14 protein-coding genes and 1 pseudogene are annotated in these 16,444 nt (G+C 70.0%); 9 read left to right on the forward strand and 6 right to left on the reverse strand.

Annotated elements, in window-relative coordinates; genetic code table 11:
• The first annotated feature begins 25 nt into the window (after window positions 1-25).
• From G6N60_RS18320 to G6N60_RS18340, 5 genes and pseudogenes are all read left to right on the forward strand, one after another.
• Window positions 26-1,447, forward strand: coding sequence for an MmgE/PrpD family protein (locus tag G6N60_RS18320; RefSeq protein ID WP_163739918.1), 1,422 nt, complete (start codon window positions 26-28; stop codon window positions 1,445-1,447).
• Between the two features lie 13 nt (window positions 1,448-1,460).
• Entirely contained in the window at window positions 1,461-2,330 is an 870-nt protein-coding gene (locus tag G6N60_RS18325) for an isocitrate lyase/PEP mutase family protein (protein ID WP_163739919.1), read from the forward strand.
• Between the two features lie 9 nt (window positions 2,331-2,339).
• Window positions 2,340-3,586 (forward strand): annotated as a pseudogene (locus G6N60_RS18330) (3-isopropylmalate dehydratase large subunit).
• Window positions 3,583-4,143 (forward strand): LeuD/DmdB family oxidoreductase small subunit, encoded by a 561-nt coding sequence (locus G6N60_RS18335; protein WP_163739921.1) that lies wholly within the window; start codon window positions 3,583-3,585, stop codon window positions 4,141-4,143. The pseudogene G6N60_RS18330 and the gene G6N60_RS18335 overlap by 4 nt, the downstream one beginning before the upstream one ends.
• Window positions 4,140-4,685 carry a YbhB/YbcL family Raf kinase inhibitor-like protein gene (locus G6N60_RS18340; protein WP_163739923.1) on the forward strand — a complete coding sequence of 182 codons (546 nt, stop codon included), beginning with the start codon at window positions 4,140-4,142 and terminating at the stop codon, window positions 4,683-4,685. The genes G6N60_RS18335 and G6N60_RS18340 overlap by 4 nt, the downstream gene beginning before the upstream one ends.
• A gap of 49 nt (window positions 4,686-4,734) precedes the next feature.
• Here G6N60_RS18340 and G6N60_RS18345 read toward each other — a convergent pair whose 3' ends face one another.
• Window positions 4,735-6,777 carry an NAD(+) synthase gene (locus G6N60_RS18345; protein WP_163739925.1) on the reverse strand — a complete coding sequence of 681 codons (2,043 nt, stop codon included), beginning with the start codon at window positions 6,775-6,777 and terminating at the stop codon, window positions 4,735-4,737.
• 138 nt (window positions 6,778-6,915) lie between these two features.
• Here G6N60_RS18345 and G6N60_RS18350 point away from each other — a divergent pair, with 138 nt between their 5' ends.
• Together G6N60_RS18350 and G6N60_RS18355 are read left to right on the forward strand one after the other, a co-directional pair.
• Window positions 6,916-8,160, forward strand: a complete 1,245-nt coding sequence (locus tag G6N60_RS18350) for an aminotransferase class III-fold pyridoxal phosphate-dependent enzyme (RefSeq protein WP_246240826.1) — start codon at window positions 6,916-6,918, stop codon at window positions 8,158-8,160.
• Window positions 8,161-8,191: 31 nt separating this feature from the next.
• On the forward strand, window positions 8,192-9,691 hold the full coding sequence (locus tag G6N60_RS18355) for an amino acid permease (protein WP_163739927.1): 1,500 nt from the start codon (window positions 8,192-8,194) through the stop codon (window positions 9,689-9,691).
• Here the strand turns inward: G6N60_RS18355 and G6N60_RS18360 are convergent.
• A complete protein-coding gene (locus tag G6N60_RS18360) occupies window positions 9,666-10,625 on the reverse strand; it encodes a LysR family transcriptional regulator (RefSeq protein WP_197746953.1) in 960 nt (319 codons plus the stop codon). The two genes, G6N60_RS18355 and G6N60_RS18360, sit on opposite strands and share 26 nt — an antisense overlap.
• Window positions 10,626-10,698: 73 nt before the next feature.
• Between G6N60_RS18360 and G6N60_RS18365 the strand changes: the two genes are divergently transcribed.
• On the forward strand, window positions 10,699-11,553 hold the full coding sequence (locus G6N60_RS18365; RefSeq protein WP_246240828.1) for an NAD-dependent protein deacetylase: 855 nt from the start codon (window positions 10,699-10,701) through the stop codon (window positions 11,551-11,553).
• A gap of 13 nt (window positions 11,554-11,566) precedes the next feature.
• On the opposite strand, the gene G6N60_RS18370 is transcribed toward G6N60_RS18365, so the two are convergent.
• Window positions 11,567-12,823: a cytochrome P450 gene (locus G6N60_RS18370; protein ID WP_163739931.1), complete on the reverse strand. Its 1,257-nt coding sequence runs from the start codon at window positions 12,821-12,823 to the stop codon at window positions 11,567-11,569.
• Window positions 12,824-12,888: 65 nt separating this feature from the next.
• On the opposite strand from G6N60_RS18370, the gene G6N60_RS18375 reads away from it, so the two are divergent.
• Window positions 12,889-13,518 carry a TetR/AcrR family transcriptional regulator gene (locus G6N60_RS18375; RefSeq protein ID WP_163739933.1) on the forward strand — a complete coding sequence of 210 codons (630 nt, stop codon included), beginning with the start codon at window positions 12,889-12,891 and terminating at the stop codon, window positions 13,516-13,518.
• On the opposite strand, the gene proB is transcribed toward G6N60_RS18375, so the two are convergent.
• From proB to rpmA, 3 genes are all read right to left on the reverse strand, one after another.
• The gene (proB, locus tag G6N60_RS18380) at window positions 13,515-14,627 is read right to left on the reverse strand and encodes a glutamate 5-kinase (RefSeq protein ID WP_163739935.1); all 1,113 of its coding nucleotides are present in this window, start codon (window positions 14,625-14,627) and stop codon (window positions 13,515-13,517) included. The two genes, G6N60_RS18375 and proB, sit on opposite strands and share 4 nt — an antisense overlap.
• Complete coding sequence (obgE, locus tag G6N60_RS18385; protein ID WP_163739937.1) at window positions 14,620-16,077, reverse strand: GTPase ObgE; 1,458 nt, start codon at window positions 16,075-16,077, stop codon at window positions 14,620-14,622. The genes proB and obgE overlap by 8 nt, the downstream gene beginning before the upstream one ends.
• Before the next feature lie 89 nt (window positions 16,078-16,166).
• Window positions 16,167-16,433, reverse strand: a complete 267-nt coding sequence (rpmA, locus tag G6N60_RS18390) for a 50S ribosomal protein L27 (protein WP_163739939.1) — start codon at window positions 16,431-16,433, stop codon at window positions 16,167-16,169.
• Between the last annotated feature and the right edge of the window lie 11 nt (window positions 16,434-16,444).

The following is a 16,444-nucleotide window of genomic DNA, read 5'->3' on the forward strand; positions in this document are numbered from 1 at the left end:
ACATATGACAACTACGGAGGTGACGATGTCGACCGAAGCCCCGACCGATCCGCACGGCCCGACGGGCCTTCTCGCGCAGTGGGTGTCCGACCTCGTCACCGCCGACGTCCCGCAAATGGTCCTCGACCGCGCCGCCCACCTGCTGCTCGACGGCATCGGATGCGTGCTGATCGGCGCGGGCCTGCCGTGGTCGCGCACGGCGACAGAGGCGGTGCTCGCCATGGAGGGCGACGGGGACACGGTCGTGATCGGCACCGGCCGCACCACCGCCGCCCCCGCGGCCGCCGTCCTGAACGGAACCTTCATCCAGGGTTTCGAACTCGACGACTTCCACCCGCTGGCGCCGTTGCACAGCTGCTCGCTCCTCATCCCCGCACTGCTGTCGACCGTCTCGGTGCGCCCGGGGGCGACCACGGGTGCGGACCTCCTGCTGGCCGCCGTCGCGGGATTCGAGGTCGGCCCGCGCGTCGGCTACACCCTGCACGGGTCCCAAATGCTGGATCGCGGTTGGCATTCGGGGTCGGTGTTCGGCACGCACAGCGCCGCCATGGCGGCCGGCAAGCTGCGCGGCCTGACGCCGGCCCAGCTGGAGGATGCACTCGGTCTCGCGGGCACGCAGTCGGCGGGCCTGATGGCCGCGCAGTTCGAGGCGATGAGCAAGCGGATGCACCACGGCCTGGCCTCGCGCAACGGCTTCTACGCCGCCGGGCTGGCCGCAGCCGGATACACCGGCATCAAGCGCGTCTTCGAGCGCGACTACGGCGGCTACCTCAGCGTGTTCGGCGAAGGCCACGACCCCGACGCCGCGCTGCTCACCGGTCAGCTCGGTGAGCGATGGGAGACCTCGACCATCATGGTGAAGTCCTACGCTGCGATGGGCGGCCTGCACGGTGCCATCGACGGCGCGCGTCGGCTGCGCGGAATGCTTGTCCCCCAAGCCATCTCGCACGTCGACATCACCGTCGGCGAAACCGTCTACAAGCACGGCTGGTGGCGGCCGCAGCGACCGCTCACCCCGATCGGCGCCCAGATGAACATCGGCTACGTCACCGCGGCCGCGCTCCTCGACGGCAACGTCCTCCCCGAGCAGTTCACGCCGCAGCGGCTCGACGCCGACGACGTGTGGCGCCTCGTCGACGCCACCGACGTGCACCTCGACGGGGCCCTGGCCACCGCGCCGGTCACCGAGCGCTTCCGCACCGACCTCGTCGTGACCATGGCCGACGGGACCGTGCACCACGAGCGCGTCGACCAACCCCATGGCGCCCCAGGCGATCCCGTCACCAACGACGACATCGTCGCCAAGTTCCACGCCCTCGCCGACCGCGTCACCACCAGGAGTCGCGCCGCGGCGATCGAGTCGGCCGTCCTCGGGCTGGCCGACCTCGACGACGTCGCCTCACTGATCGACCTGCTCGCGCCAGCCGTCGCGGGCGCTTTGGACTGACGGGAGAATCGACGTGCCCACCACACCGCAGCGACGTGCGCTGCGCACCCTGCTCGACTCGGGCGAACTCATCGTCGCCCCCGGCGTCTACGACGGCATCTCCGCTCACCTGACCAAGCGCACCGGTCACGTCGCGGCCTACCTGACCGGAGCCGGTGTCGCGGCGTCGGGTTTCGGGCTGCCCGACATCGGACTGGTGACCGGCAGCGAGATGGCCGAGCGCGCCCGGGTACTGGCCGACGCGCTCGGCGAGGTCCCCCTGATCGCGGACGCCGACACCGGCTACGGTGCGCCGATCAACGTGGTGCGCACCGTCCGCCAGTACGAGGCGGCGGGGGTGGCCGCAATTCAGTTGGAGGATCAGGCCTTTCCGAAGCGCTGCGGACACCTGCCCGACAAGCAGGTCGTCGACGCCGACGTCTTCGAGCAGACCCTGGCCGCCGCGCTGGACGCCAGGTCCGATGCCGGCCTGCTGGTGGTGGCCAGGACCGACGCCCGCGCGTCGCACGGACTCGACGCCGCCATCGAGCGGGCCCACCGCTACGCCGCCGCCGGTGCCGACGTCATCTTCGTCGAGGCGCCGCAGGGTGTCGACGAGATCGAGCGCATCGCCCGCGACGTCGAGGCCCCGCTGCTGATCAACCTGGTGCAGGGCGGTCTGACCCCCATCGAGTCGGCGCGGCGGCTGCAGGAATTGGGGTACGCCATCGCCATTCACCCCAGCGACCCGCTGGGACGCGCGACGTTCGCGATGCTCGAGGGCCTCTGCGCGCTCAACGGCACCGACGTCGCCGACTTCCTGCCCACCTCGCCCGCCGAGTTCTTCGACCTCGTCGGCATGGCCGAGTGGTCCGCACTCGACACCAAACTCGCCACGACCTAGGGACCAGCCATGGGCATGACCATCGTCGAGAAGATCTTCGCGCGCAAGGCCGGTCTGGAGTCGGTCGCACCCGGTGACACCGTCGTCGTCGACGTCGACATGACGGTGCTGATCGATCTGCAGTTCGCGACGATGTGGCTGCAGCCCTTGAGAATTCACGACGCCGACAAGCTGGCGATCGTGATGGACCACGCCGTGCCCGCCCCCACGATCAGGGACGCGGCGGGCGGACCACGCGCCCGCCAATTCGCCGCCGAGTTCGGCATCGAACGCTTCTACGACGTGGGACGCCACGGGATCTGCCACCAGGTCATCGCCGAGAACGGCCTCGCCCGGCCGGGAGAAGTGTTGGCGTGCACCGACTCCCACACCTGCGCAGGCGGGGCGTTCAACACCGCGGCCCGCGGACTCGGCCCCGCCGAGGTGTACTCCATCATGTGCACCGGCAGCACCTGGTTCCAGGTATCCCCCACGATCCGCTACGAACTGGTGGGCATCAAGCCCGACGGCATCAGCGGCAAGGACGTCTTCCTGCACGTCGCCGACGCCTACGGCGACACGGCCAACCTCAACCTCGAATACGGCGGCCCCGGGTTGGCCAGCATCCCCATGCACGACCGCCGCACCATCGCCACCCAGGGCGCCGAGGTCTCGGCGGACTTCAGCATCTTCGAGCCCGACGACGTCCTCGACGCCCATCTCGCCGCGCGCGGTGTCACGGGATACGCGAGCGCGGCCCCCGACGCCGACGCCCGGTACCGCGACGTCCGGCGGGTCGATCTCGACGCGCTGGAGTCCTACGTCGCCAAGCCGGGCACCGTCAGCCACAACGGGTCCCCGTCTCCCGACTCGGCAGGCAGAAGATCGACCAGGCCTTCATCGGATCGTGTGCCAACGGCCAGCTCGAAGACCTCGAGATCGCGGCAAAGGTGTTGCGCGGCAACGTCGTGGCACCAGGGGTGCGGCTGCTGGTGACCCCGGCGTCGCAGGCCGTCTACCGCGAGGCCATGCGGCTCGGATACCTGCAGGACATCGCCGACGCGGGGGGCGTGGTCACCAATTCGACGTGCGGCGCCTGCTTCGGCTACCACATGGGCGTGCTCGGCCCCGGCGAGGTGTGCATCACGTCGAGCACGCGGAACTTCACCGGGCGGATGGGGAGCACCGAGGCCGAGATCTTCATGGCCTCCCCCGCCACGGTGGCCGCGTCCGCGGTCGCCGGATACATCACCGAGGCGAGGAGCGTGACCGCGTGAGTCTCAGCGTCAGCGGCAGGGCGTGGGTGTTCGGCGACGGCCTCAACACCGACGACATGTACCCCGCGTTCGCGATGAAGATGGATCCGCCGGAGGCGGCGCGCCACGTCTTCTACGAGGTCCGCCCCGGTTGGACCGACGAGGTGTCCCCCGGGGACGTCGTGGTGGCGGGCCGCAACTTCGGCGTCGGCTCGTCACGGCCCGTCGCGGCGCTGTTCGTCGAACTGGGCGTCGCGGGCCTCATCGCCGAGGAGTTCAACTCCCTGTTCTTCCGCAATGCGGTCAACGCCGGCCTGCCCGCCCTGACGCTGCCCCGCGCCACGTCGATCTTCACCGACGGGGACACCGCGACGTTCGACCTGTCCGACGGGACCTGGCGCAACGAGACGACCGGGGCGTCGGGCGAGGTGCCCACCCTGCCCGACCTCATCCTCGACATCGTCGCCTCCGGTGGCGTGATGCCGCGGCTCGCCGCCCAGGGCTACCTGCCCGCCGAACTCGCCGACACCCTGCGGTCCAGTGCGGTGGCCATGCGCGGCGCCGGGAGCGGAGCGTGACCGGCATCGGCGGTCTGCTGAAGGGCATTCGCTCCTCCGGGGCTCGAAGCCCCTTGGCCAGAACGGAATTCGAGGCACCCGGGACCATCGTCGTCACCAGCCCGGCGTTCGAGGACGGCGCACCGATCCCGCGCAGGCATGCCGGTAGGGGCGTCGGAGACGACGTGTCCCCCGAATTGTCATGGGAGGGCGTGCCGCCGAGCGCCGCCGCGCTGGTCGTACTCCTCGACGACGTCGACGTGCCGCTGCCACGCCCGCTGTGGCACAGCGCCGCCGTGCTCGATCCCGGTCTGAGTGGTCTCGCCGAGGGCGGATTCACCACGGGGACGCCGGGCGTCCGCATCGTCCCGACCATGCTCGGCCGGCACGGCTACAGCGGCCCCCGGCCGATCCCCGGACACGGCGCCCATCACTACCGCTTCCACGTGCTGGCCCTCGACCGACCGGTCCCGTCGGCGGCCACCTCGGTGAAGGCCGTGCTCGCGGCCGCCGCCGGTCACGTGCTGGCCCGCGGCACCCTCACGGGCACCTACGAACGCTGAGCGATTCGTGTCGTTTCAGGAGCGCCGACCGCTCCCAAACCGACACGAATCACGCGTCGGGGACCTCGCGCTCGATCTCGTCGAGCCACACCCGCGCCGACATGTCCGACGGCGCCCGCCAGTCGCCGCGCGGGGACAGCGCGCCGCCCGCGGACACCTTGGGCCCGTTCGGCAGCGCCGAGCGCTTGAACTGGCTGAACGAGTAGAACCGCTGCACGAACACCTGCAACCAGTGCCGGATTTCCGTCAGCGAGTAGACCGGTCGCTCGTCGACGGGGTAGCCGGCGGGCCAGTCGCCGCGTGAGGCGTCACTCCATGCGTGCCAGGCCAGGAACGCGACCTTCGACGGCCGGAAGCCGTAGCGGAGCACCTGGAACAGCGAGAAGTCTTGCAGCACATAGGGACCCACCTTGGCCTCGCTGCTCTGGATCTCCTCGTCCTCACCGGTGGGCACCAACTCGGGGGTGATCTCGGTGTCGAGCACCGACTGCAGGATGGCGTTGACGTCGTCGGTGAACTGACCCGAGGAGATCACCCAGCGAATCAAGTGTTGGATCAACGTCTTCGGCACGCCGCCGTTGACGTTGTAGTGCGACATCTGGTCGCCGACACCGTAGGTCGACCATCCCAGTGCCAGCTCGGAGAGGTCACCGGTGCCGAGCACGATGCCGCCGCGCTGGTTGGCGAGCCGGAACAGGTAGTCGGTGCGCAGCCCGGCCTGCACGTTCTCGAACGTGACGTCGTAGACCTTCTCACCGCGGCCGAACGGGTGGTCCATCTCCGCGAGCATCAGCGATGCGGTGTCGCGAATGTCGAGTTCCTCGAACGTGACTCCGAGCGCCTTGCCGAGTGCGACGGCGTTGCCCTTGGTGTGGTCGCTGGTCGCGAAGCCCGGCAGCGTGAAGGCGAGGATGTCGCTGCGTGGGCGCTGCTCGCGGTCCATCGCGCGGGCCGCGACGATGAGCGCGTGCGTCGAGTCGAGTCCGCCCGAGACGCCGATCACGACCGTCGGATAGCTCAGCGCCCGCAGCCGCTGCTCGAGGCCTGCCACCTGGATGCTGTAGGCCTCATAGCAATCCTGTTGCAGCCGTTGCGGATCCGACGGCACGAAGGGAAACCGTTCGACCGCGCGCCGCAGCCCGATGTCGCCCGCGGGCGGATCGACGACGAACTCGACGCGACGAAAGCGGTCGGTCAGCTCGCGGTGGTGGCGGCGGTTGTCGTCGAACGTGCCCATGCGCAGTCGCTCGGCGCGCAGCAGTCCGGTGTCGACGTCGGCGATCGACATCCGCTCGCCCTTGGGGAAGCGCTCGGATTCGGCGAGCAGCACCCCGTTCTCGTAGATCATGGTCTGGCCGTCCCAGGCCAGGTCGGTGGTCGATTCGCCCTCCCCCGCCGCCGCGTACACGTAGGCGGCCAGACACCGCGAGGACGCCGAGCGCGCCAGCAGCTTGCGGTCGTCGGCGCGGCCGATCGTGATGGGGCTGCCCGACAGGTTGGCCAGCACCGTCGCACCCGCCAGCGCGGCCTCGGCACTGGGTGGCACCGGCACCCACATGTCCTCGCAGATCTCCACGTGCAGGACGAAACCGGGCAGGTCGGTCGCGGTGAACAGCAGGTCCGGGCCGAACGGCACCTCGGCGCCCCCGAGGCGCAGGCAACCGCCCTGGTCGTCGCCGGGCGCCACCTGGCGGCGCTCGTAGAACTCGCGGTAGGTCGGCAGGTAGGACTTCGGCACGACGCCGAGCACCGTGCCGCGATGGATGACGACCGCGGTGTTGTAGATGCGGTGCCGGTGGCGCAGCGGCGCCCCCACCACCAGCATCGGCAACAGGTCGGCGGAGGCGAGCACCAGGTCGTCGAGGGCGGCCTCGACGGCGTCGAGCAGCGTCTCCTGCAGCAGGATGTCCTCGAGCGAGTAGCCGCAGAGCGTCAGCTCGGGGAAGACCGCGAGTGCGACGCCCGCGTCGTGGCAGTCGCGGGCCATCCGCAGCACCGACTCGGCGTTCGCCGCGGGGTCGGCCAGGGTCGCGTGGTGCGTGCACGCAGCCACCCGCACGTAGTCGTGCCGGTAGGCGGAGTAGAAGTCCACGCAGTCATTCTCGCAAATGGCGTCGCTGCGCCGGCATTCACAACGCCGTCGATGTGAATGTGGACGCAACGGGTGTTTCCCCCGGGGGCCCCGCACGCCTCATCATGACGGCAGGACGATCCTTCGAAGGAGGTCGACGTGACGACAGCCGCCGCGGTCCACAGTGCCGACGTCGCCTTGAGCCACCGCGCCGCCCGGGTCATTCCGGGCGGCATGTACGGACACCAAGCCGTCCGCCACCTGTCGCCCGCCTACCCGCAGTTCTTCGCCGGCGGTGAGGGCGCGCTGATCACCGACGTCGACGGCAGGGAGTACGTCGACCTGATGTGCAGCTGGGGTCCCATCGTCCTCGGCCACCGCGACCCCGTCGTCACTGCGGCGGCGCGCGCCCAGATGGACCTCGGCGACTGCCTCGACGGGCCGGGCCCGGTGCTGGTGGACCTCGCCGAGACCATGGTCGACGCCATCGCCGACGCCGACTGGATCCTGTTCGGCAAGAACGGAACCGACGCCACCACCGCATGCCTCACCATCGCGCGGGCCCACACGTCGCGGTCGGTGATCCTGGCGGCGCGCGGCGTCTATCACGGTGCGGCGCCCTGGTGCACGCCCGTTCCCACCGGAACGCTGGCCTCCGACCGGGCCGCGATGGGCTACTTCGACTACAACGACGTCGACGACTTCGACCGCGCCGTGCAGGCCGCCGGGCCCGACCTCGCCGGTGTGCTGCTGACGCCGTTCCGCCACGTCGAGGGCGAGGATCAGCAACTCGTCGACGAGGACTTCGCCCGGCACGTCAGGCAGCGGTGCGACGATTCGGACGCGTTGCTGATCCTGGACGACGTGCGCTGCGGCTTCCGGCTCGCCTACGGCGGCAGTTGGGAGGCGCTCGGGGTGCCCGTGGACCTCAGCGCCTGGAGCAAGGCGATCGCGAACGGTTACCCCCTGGCGGCCGTCACCGGTCGCGAGGCGCTGCGCGACACCGCGTCGACGGTGTTCCTCACCGGCTCGTTCTGGATGAACTCCACGCCCATGGTGGCGGCGCTGGCGACAGTGCGCCGCCTCGCCGAGATCGACGGGGTGGCCCTGATGCAGCGGGCGGGCGCCCGGCTGCGGGCCGGCATCGAGGCGCAGGCTGCCGACTGCGGACTCGCCATCCGGTACACGGGGCCCGACGTGATGCCGTATCTGACGTTCGCCGGCGACGACGACCGCAGTCGGATGACGTGCTTCGCCGAAGCCGCCCTCGCAGCCGGGGTCTACCTGCACCCCAAGCACAACTGGTTCATGTCCTGTGCGATGGACGATTCCGTCGTCGACCGGGCCCTGCGCGGCACCGAGATCGCGTTCGCCGCGGTGCGACGGCACTTCGGTACCCCGTGAGCCCGTCCACCCACTCGCCGAGGAGAACTCCATGACGGTCGACCAACCCGCCGGCGAGCGTGCGGGAGCGCCGCCTGCACCGAACCCCAACGACGCGACGGTGGCGTCGTTCGGCTATCCGCAGGAACTCAAGCGGACCCTGCGCTTCTTCTCGCTGTTCGCCATCTCGTTCTCGATCGTCTCGATCTCGACCGGCATCTTCCTCAACTACGGCTTCGCCATCAACCAGTTCGGCGGTGCGTCGATCTGGACGTGGCCCATCGCGGCCGTGGGACAGATCGTCATGGCGCTGCTCATCGCCGAGTTGAGCACCAAGATCCCGCTCGCGGGCTACGCCTACCAGTGGGGCGCGCGCCTGGTCGGCTCCGGATACGGTTGGTACACCGGCTTCTTCGGCCTGCTGTACATGAGCATCACCGGCGGCGCGATCATCCTGCTCGGTGCGACCCCGCTGCTGTTCGAGGCGATGGGCCTGACCCCGCCCAGCGGCGTGGTGCTGACGGTCGCCATCGTCATCCTGCTGTTCACCATCGTCGTGAACATCGTTGGCGTGCAATTGGCGGCGCGGGTCAACAACACCGCGGTGGTCGCCGAGATCATCGGTACCGTCCTGCTGGCGGTGACCGTCATCGTCGCCTTCGGCCTCTACACCGGCACGGGCGGCGGGTCGGTCGCCAACCTGACCAACGGCACCGGCACGGCGGGCTCAGGAATCGGCCACTTCGTCCTGGCCGGCCTGCTCGGCATCTACACGATGGTGGGGTTCGAGCTCTCGGCCGATCTGACCGAGGAGGCCGTCGACTCCCAAACAGCCGTTCCCCGTGGGGTTCTCGTCGGGGTGATCGGCTCGGCGGTGCTCGGCATGCTGGCGCTGATCTGCTTCACCGTCGCCATGCCGGATCTTGGCGCGGCCCAGGCGTCGTCGGCGCCGATCGTCACCATCGCCGAGTTCTATCTGCCGACCGCCGTGGTCAAGGTCTTCATCGTCGTCGTGGCGTTCTCGATGATCGCGCTCGTCGTCGCCAACCAGGCCGCCCAAGCGCGACTGCTGTACTCGATGGGCCGCGATGACATGCTGCCGTTCTCGCGCCACTTCCGGCTCGTCAACCCCCGTACGCAGACCCCGCTGCGCGCCCTGGTGATCGGCGGCATCGTCAGTGTGGCGTTCATGATCTACGGCTTCCTGCAGACGGATTCGTTCACCACGCTCGTCGGCGCCACGTCCATCGCGCCGTATCTGGTGTACCTGCTGATCGTCGGGTCCTACATGCGCAGGCGACCGACGCTGGCCGCCGCCCCGGGGGCGTTCAACCTCGGCTGGTGGGGCGTTCCGCTGATGGTCGTCGGGCTGGTCTGGATCGTGACCGCCCTGCTGATCCTGACCATTCCGCCCGACTTCCACGGAGCGGTGAAGGTCGTGGCGGGCGCCGCGGTGCTCGCGGTGCTGTGGCACGTGCTGGTGCTGCGGGGCCGCATCGCGCGCGGTGAGGCCGGGGTCGCGCGGTTCACCGACTCGTCGACTGGACGGTGAATCGCACACCGCTGAACGGGTTTTCGATCGCCTCGACCGTCGCGACCTCGCGGTCGCGCACCTCCTGGGCGAGGCGGTTGAACGCGACCGCCAGCGGTGACACCCGGTCCCGGCGCCAGGCGATCGCCACGGTCGAGCCGGGGACGTCGACGATCGGGATGTAGCGCACCCCGGCGTGCGGGATGTAGCGCATGATCGCGGCGGGATTGACCGTGCAGGCGAGGCCCGCCGCGATCATCTCGATCTCCTCGGTGTTGCTCGTCGACGGCGTCAGCAGCGGTTCGGTCATCCCCGACCGGAAGTCCTGCAGGCTCCAGAAGCGGCGGTACTCCTCGTCGGTGGAACGCCCGACCGCCAGTGGCACGTCGAGGATGTCGGCCACCGAGACGGTGTCGCGCCGGGCGAGCGGGTGGCGAATCGAGACGGTCAGCACGCGCGGCTCCTCGAAGAGCACGTGCGCGACGATGTCCGGATCGGCCAGCGGTGGCCGGATGATGGCGACGTCGGCCCAGTGCTCGGACAGCCCCGCGCTCTGGTCCGGCAGCCCGAACTCGCGCATCTCGATCTCGACGTTCGGATAGTGCCGGGAGAACTCCTCGACGATGAAGGGCGTCAGCTCCAGCGCCGCGCCGAGGCCGAAGCCGATCCGTAGCTGGCCAACCTCGCCGGCGTCGTGCCTGCGGGCCTCCTCGATGCCCGCGTCGAGGCTCGCCAAGGCCGACCGGACGCCGGCCAGGAAGGCCTCGCCCGCCGGGGTCAGTGCCACCGACCTGGTGGTTCGGTAGAACAGCTGCGCGCCGACCTCGTCCTCGAGGTCGCGGATCTGACGGGACAGCGACTGCTGCGCGACGAACAATCGGGCCGCCGCCCTGGTGAAGTGACGCTCCTCGGCGACCACGACGAAGTAGCGCAACTTCCTCGTGGTGAGGTCCATGGGGGGACCATAACGCGGTTGGCCGTCGCCGACACCCGTTCGCCGACCGGGGGCCCGCCTATCCTGGATGGGGATGAACGTCCCCGAGGCCCCCGAACTGGTCAACCTGCTGAACGGTCGACGCCTGGCCGTGCTGACCGGCGCAGGCCTGTCGACCGATTCGGGCATCCCCGACTACCGCGGGCCGGACTCACCGCCCAGCAATCCCATGACGATTCGCCAGTTCACGTCCGACCCGGCGTTCCGGCAGCGGTACTGGGCCCGCAACCACGTCGGCTGGCGGCACATGCACGCGACGCTGCCCAATGCCGGGCACCGCGCGCTCGCGCAGTTGGAGCGGGCAGGCGTGGTGACCGGTCTCATCACCCAGAACGTCGACCTGCTGCACACCAAGGCGGGCAGCGAGGCCGTGGTGAACCTGCACGGCACCTACGCGCAGGTGATCTGCCTGGAGTGCGGTTTCACGCTCAGCAGGCAGACGCTGGCCGACGAGCTGGAGGCGCTGAACCCCGGGTTCCTCGAGCGGGCCGATGCGGTCGGTGGCATCGCCGTCGCGCCGGACGCCGACGCGATGGTCACCGAGACGTCGTCGTTCCGCTACCTGGACTGCCCGCGCTGCGGCGGCATGCTCAAACCCGACATCGTGTACTTCGGCGAGAGCGTCCCCAAAGAGCGCGTCGCGCAAGCCTATTCGATGGTCGACGACGCCGACGCCCTGCTCGTCGCCGGGTCGTCCCTCACGGTGTTCTCCGGTCTGCGGTTCGTCAGGCACGCGGCGGCCGCGGGCCTGCCGGTGGCGATCGTCAACCGCGGCCCGACGCGCGGCGACGGTCTGGCCACGGTGAAGGTCCACGCGGGCTGTTCGGAACTGCTGGTCCTGCTCGCCGACGAGCTGACGTTGGAACCCTCACGCCCGCAACGTCATTGAACGACGCGCGCCGCTAGAACGTGATCGGCATCGACCTGATGCCGTGAATGAAGTTGCCCGCCAGGTACACCGGGTCACCGGTCTCGAACCCCGGCAACTGGGTCAGCAGCTCGCCGAAGACGGCCCGCAGCTGGGCGCGCGCCACGTGCGCGCCGAGACAGAAGTGCCGTCCGCCGCCGCCGAAGCCGAGGTGGGGGTTGGGCTTGCGCGCCAGGTCGAAGCGCTCCGGTGCGTCGAAGGCCGCGTCGTCGAAGTTGCCCGACGAATAGAACATCACGACCTTGTCCCCCGCGGCGATGTCCTGGTCGCCGAGCCGGGTGTCGACCGCCGCCGTGCGGCGAAACGTCATGACCGGTGTCGCCCAGCGGACGAATTCCTCCACGGCACTGCCGATCCGGTCGTCGAAGTCGGCGGCCAGCCAGGCCCGCTGATCGCCGAAGTCGGTGAGCGCCTTGGCCGCATGGCTCGTCGTCTGCCGGGTGGTGTCGTTGCCCGCGACGGCGAGGAGCACGAAGAAGGCGGCCACCTCGAAGTCGGTCAGCCGGTCGCCGTCCACCTCGGCGTGGACGAGGCTGCTGATGAGGTCGTCGCCGGGGTGCTGGCGGCGATCGGCGGCCAGCGCGCCGGCCACCTGGTGCAGGTACATCTGACTTCCGACCAAGACCTCCAACGGGTTTCGTCCCGCGAGGAACACCGGGTCGCCCAGTGACACCATGGCGTCGGCGGCCTCGGCCACCTGGACGCGGTCGGCCTCGGGGATGCCGACCATGTCCGACAGCGTGCGCAGCGGCAGCTCCTTGGAACAGTGCTCGACGAAGTCCGCGCCGCTGCCCGCCTCGCGCAGTTCGGCGACGATGGTTCTGGCGTTCGACTTGATCGAGTCCTCGATGCGGCGGACCTGGCGTGGCGTGAACGCCGCGTGCACGACCTTGCGAATCAGGGTGTGCCGCGGGGCATCCATCGCCAGGAAGGATTGCGACGCCTCCAGCAACTCCTCGGGCACGTTCTCGAACAGCACGCCCCGGCCGGAGAGGAACGTGTCGCTGTCGCGGCTGACGGTGACGATGTCCGCGTGGCGCGTCACGCCCCAGTGACCGGGGTCGGTGGGGTCGTGCATCAGGGAGTCCTCGACGGGTGGTTGCCACGAGATCGGGCGCTCGGCGCGCAGGACGGCGAACGACGCCTCGCGTTCGGCGGCGGTGGCGGAGCAGAACGCCCGCGACGACAGGTCGATCGCGTCGTAGGGACGTGTGAGCGGCGACACAGTCATGGCCTGACGATATGACTAGACAGTGTGTCTAGTCAAGGTCGCGTCGATGCCGCTAGGCTGCCCCCATGCCGTCGGTGACGAGGAAGCCGCAGGCCAAGCGGCAGGAGCGGCGCCAGCAGTTCGAGCGTCGCCTGCTGGACGCGACCGAGCGGCTGATGGCCACCGGCGCATCGTTCACCGAGCTCAGCGTCGACCGCCTGGCGACCGAGGCGGGCATCTCGCGGGCGAGCTTCTACGTCTACTTCGAGGACAAGGGTGATCTGCTGCGGCGCCTCGCCGGTCAGGTGTTCGCCGACCTCGCCGACGCCGCCGGGCAGTGGTGGAACGTGTCCCGGCGCCGCGACCCGGCCGACGTCAACGCCGCCATGACCGGACTCGTCGCCAGCTACCGACGCCATCAGCCGCTGCTCGTCGCGCTCAACGAGATGTCGGCCTACGACGCGGCGGTCGGCGCCACCTACCGCGACATCCTCACCGCGATCTCGGACCGGTTGGCCGCGGTCATCGAGGAGGGCCAGAGCGACGGCGTCATCCGGCCCGAACTGTCGGCGGCGACCGCGGCGAGCACGCTCACGTGGATGGCCGAGCGGACCTGTCAGCAGAATCTGCCGGGGCGGCCCGAGTCCTATGACGCCGAATTGGCCGCCACCCTGACCCAGATCGTCTGGGGCGCACTGTATCTGGAAGCGCCCTAGACCGCGACCAGGTCGTCGGCGTGCACGGCGGGACGCCGCATCTCGGCCGGCAGGTCCTCGCGCGACCGACCGACCACGGCGGCCAGCTCCGCCGCGTCGTAGGCCACCACGCCCCTGGCGACCACCGTCCCGTCGAGGCCGCGCAGCTCGACGACGTCGCCGCCGTGGAACCGGCCCGACACCTCGGTGATGCCGGCGGGCAGCAGCGATCGGCGCCGCTTCACCACCGCGTGCACGGCCCCGTCGTCGAGCATCAGCGCGCCCGTCGACTCGGCCGCGTAGCGGACCCAGAACCGGCGCGACGACATCCGTTCCGGCCGTGGGGCGAACACCGTGCCGACCGACGCGTCGGCGAGCGCGGCACCCGCGTCGGCCGCGGCGGCCAGGAGCACCGGCACGCCCGCATCGGCGGCGAGCAGCGCCGACGACAGCTTGGACGCCATGCCCCCGGTGCCCAGCCTGCTGCCGCCCCCGGCGATCACGCCGTCCAGATCGTCGGTGCCGGCCACCTCGGAGATGAAGTGCGCGTTGCCTTTTCGGGGATCGGAGTCATACAGCCCGTCGATGTCGGAGAGCAGCACGAGGGCATCGGCACCGACGAGGTGCGCGACGAGCGCCGAGAGCCGATCGTTGTCGCCGAACCGGATCTCGTTGGTGGCGACGGTGTCGTTCTCGTTGACGATCGCCACCGCGTGCAGCGCACGCAACCGGTCCAGGGTGCGCTGAGCGTTGGTGTGCTGCACCCGCATCGAGATGTCGTGCGCGGTCAGCAGCACCTGCCCGACAGTGCGGTCGAACCGGTCGAATGCCGCGGTCCACGCGTTCACCAGCGCCACCTGGCCCACGCTCGCGGCGGCCTGCTTGGTCGCCAGATCGGTCGGTCGCCGCGACAGGCCGAGCGGTTCGATGCCTGCGGCGATCGCGCCCGAGGACACGATGACGACGTCCGAGCCCGCCCTCATCCGCGCCTCGATGGCCTCGGCCAGCGCCGCGACGCGCGTCGCATCGAACATGCCCTTCGCGTCGGTCAGCGCGGTGGTGCCGATCTTGACGACCACGCTGCGGGCCGTCCGGACGCCCTCCCGGTGCGGACTGGGCGCGCTACTCATCGGAGTCGGAGTAGTCGCGACTCTCCCGCCGCTGCTTGCGTGCGATCTTGCGCTCGTCGGCCCGGACCCGCTGATCCTGTTCGAGCCGCAGATCGGTGCCGCGCCCCGACATCGTCACGTCGACACCCGCGGGCGTCTGCGGCTCCCAGTCGAACGTCATCGCCCCGATCGTCACGGCGCATCCGGGCTTCGCGCCGAGCTTGAGCAACTCGTCCTCCACGCCGAGGCGCGCGAGCCGGTCACCGAGGTAGCCGACCGCCTCGTCGTTGGTGAAGTCCGTCTGACCGATCCACCGTTCCGGGCGTCGCCCGCGCACGATGAAGCCGCCCTCGCCGTCAGAGGTCACCGAGAAGCCGCTCTCGTCGACCGGGATGGGCCGGATCACCGGGCGACGCGGCGCGACGACGGGCTGCGCCGCACGGTACGCCGCGACCATGTCCCACAGCGCAAAGGTCAACGGACGCAAGCCATCTCGACTGACGGTGGACACTTCGAACACCGGCCAGCCGTACTTGGCGGCCACTTCCTCGCGGACGAAGTCGGCGAGCTCGCGCGCGTCGGGCACGTCGATCTTGTTCAGCACGACCGCCCGCGGCCGGTCGGCGAGATCCCCCAGCGACGAATCACCTTGCAGCGTCGGCACGTACGCCGCCAACTCGGCCTCCAGCGCGTCGATGTCGGAGATCGGATCGCGCCCGGGTTCCATCGTCGCGCAGTCGACGACGTGCACCAGCACCGCGCAGCGTTCGATGTGACGCAGGAAGTCCAGACCCAGACCCCTGCCGGCGGAGGCACCGGGAATCAGACCGGGCACGTCGGCGACGGTGAACGTGTGCTCCCCCGCCGCGACCACGCCGAGGTTGGGCGCCAGGGTCGTGAACGGATAGTCGGCGATCTTCGGCTTGGCGGCCGAGATGACCGACACCAGCGAGGACTTGCCCGCCGACGGGAATCCGACGAGGCCGACGTCGGCGACGGTCTTCAGTTCCAGGGTGAGGTCACGAGCTTCGCCCGGCTCGCCGAGGAGCGCGAACCCCGGAGCTTTGCGCGCCCGGGAGGCCAACGAGGCGTTGCCCAGACCGCCCCGGCCACCCGCCGCGGCCTCGAAACGCGTTCCCGCACCGGTCAAGTCGGCGAGCAGACGACCGTTCTCGTCGAGGACGACGGTGCCGTCGGGCACCTTGAGTTCGAGGTCTTCCCCGAAGGCGCCGTCGCGGTTGTTGCCCATCCCCTGCTTGCCGGACGGCGCGTCGACGTGGGGGTGGAAGTGGAAGTCGAGCAGCGTGTGCACCTGCGGATCGACGACCAGCACGATGCTGCCGCCGCGACCACCGTTACCGCCGTCGGGACCGCCCAGCGGCTTGAACTTCTCACGGTGCACCGAGGCACAGCCCCGGCCCCCGCTGCCTGCGCGGGCGTGGATGACGACGCGATCGACGAAACGAGCCATCGGACTTCCTCTCCGTCGAATGTGAAGCTGGCCAGGACGAGTCGAGAACTCGCGGCTGCTTCACACTCGCGGGAGCTGTCCTCGAACTACTAGGACTCGATGCGTGCGGTGCGGACGATGTTGACCGTCTTGCGACCGCGCTTCTCGCCGAACTCGACGGCACCGGGGGCGGTGGCGAAGAGGGTGTCGTCGCCGCCGCGGCCGACGTTGATGCCCGGGTGGAAGTGCGTGCCGCGCTGACGGACGATGATCTCGCCCGCCTTGACGACCTGACCGCCGAACCGCTTCACGCCGAGGCGCTGAGAGTTGGAGTCGCGACCGTTGCGTGAGCTGGATGCGCCCTTCTTGTGTGCCATGGTTCGCTCCT

This window comes from Mycolicibacterium madagascariense (genome assembly GCF_010729665.1).
Taxonomy (GTDB): Bacteria; Actinomycetota; Actinomycetes; order Mycobacteriales; family Mycobacteriaceae; genus Mycobacterium; species Mycobacterium madagascariense.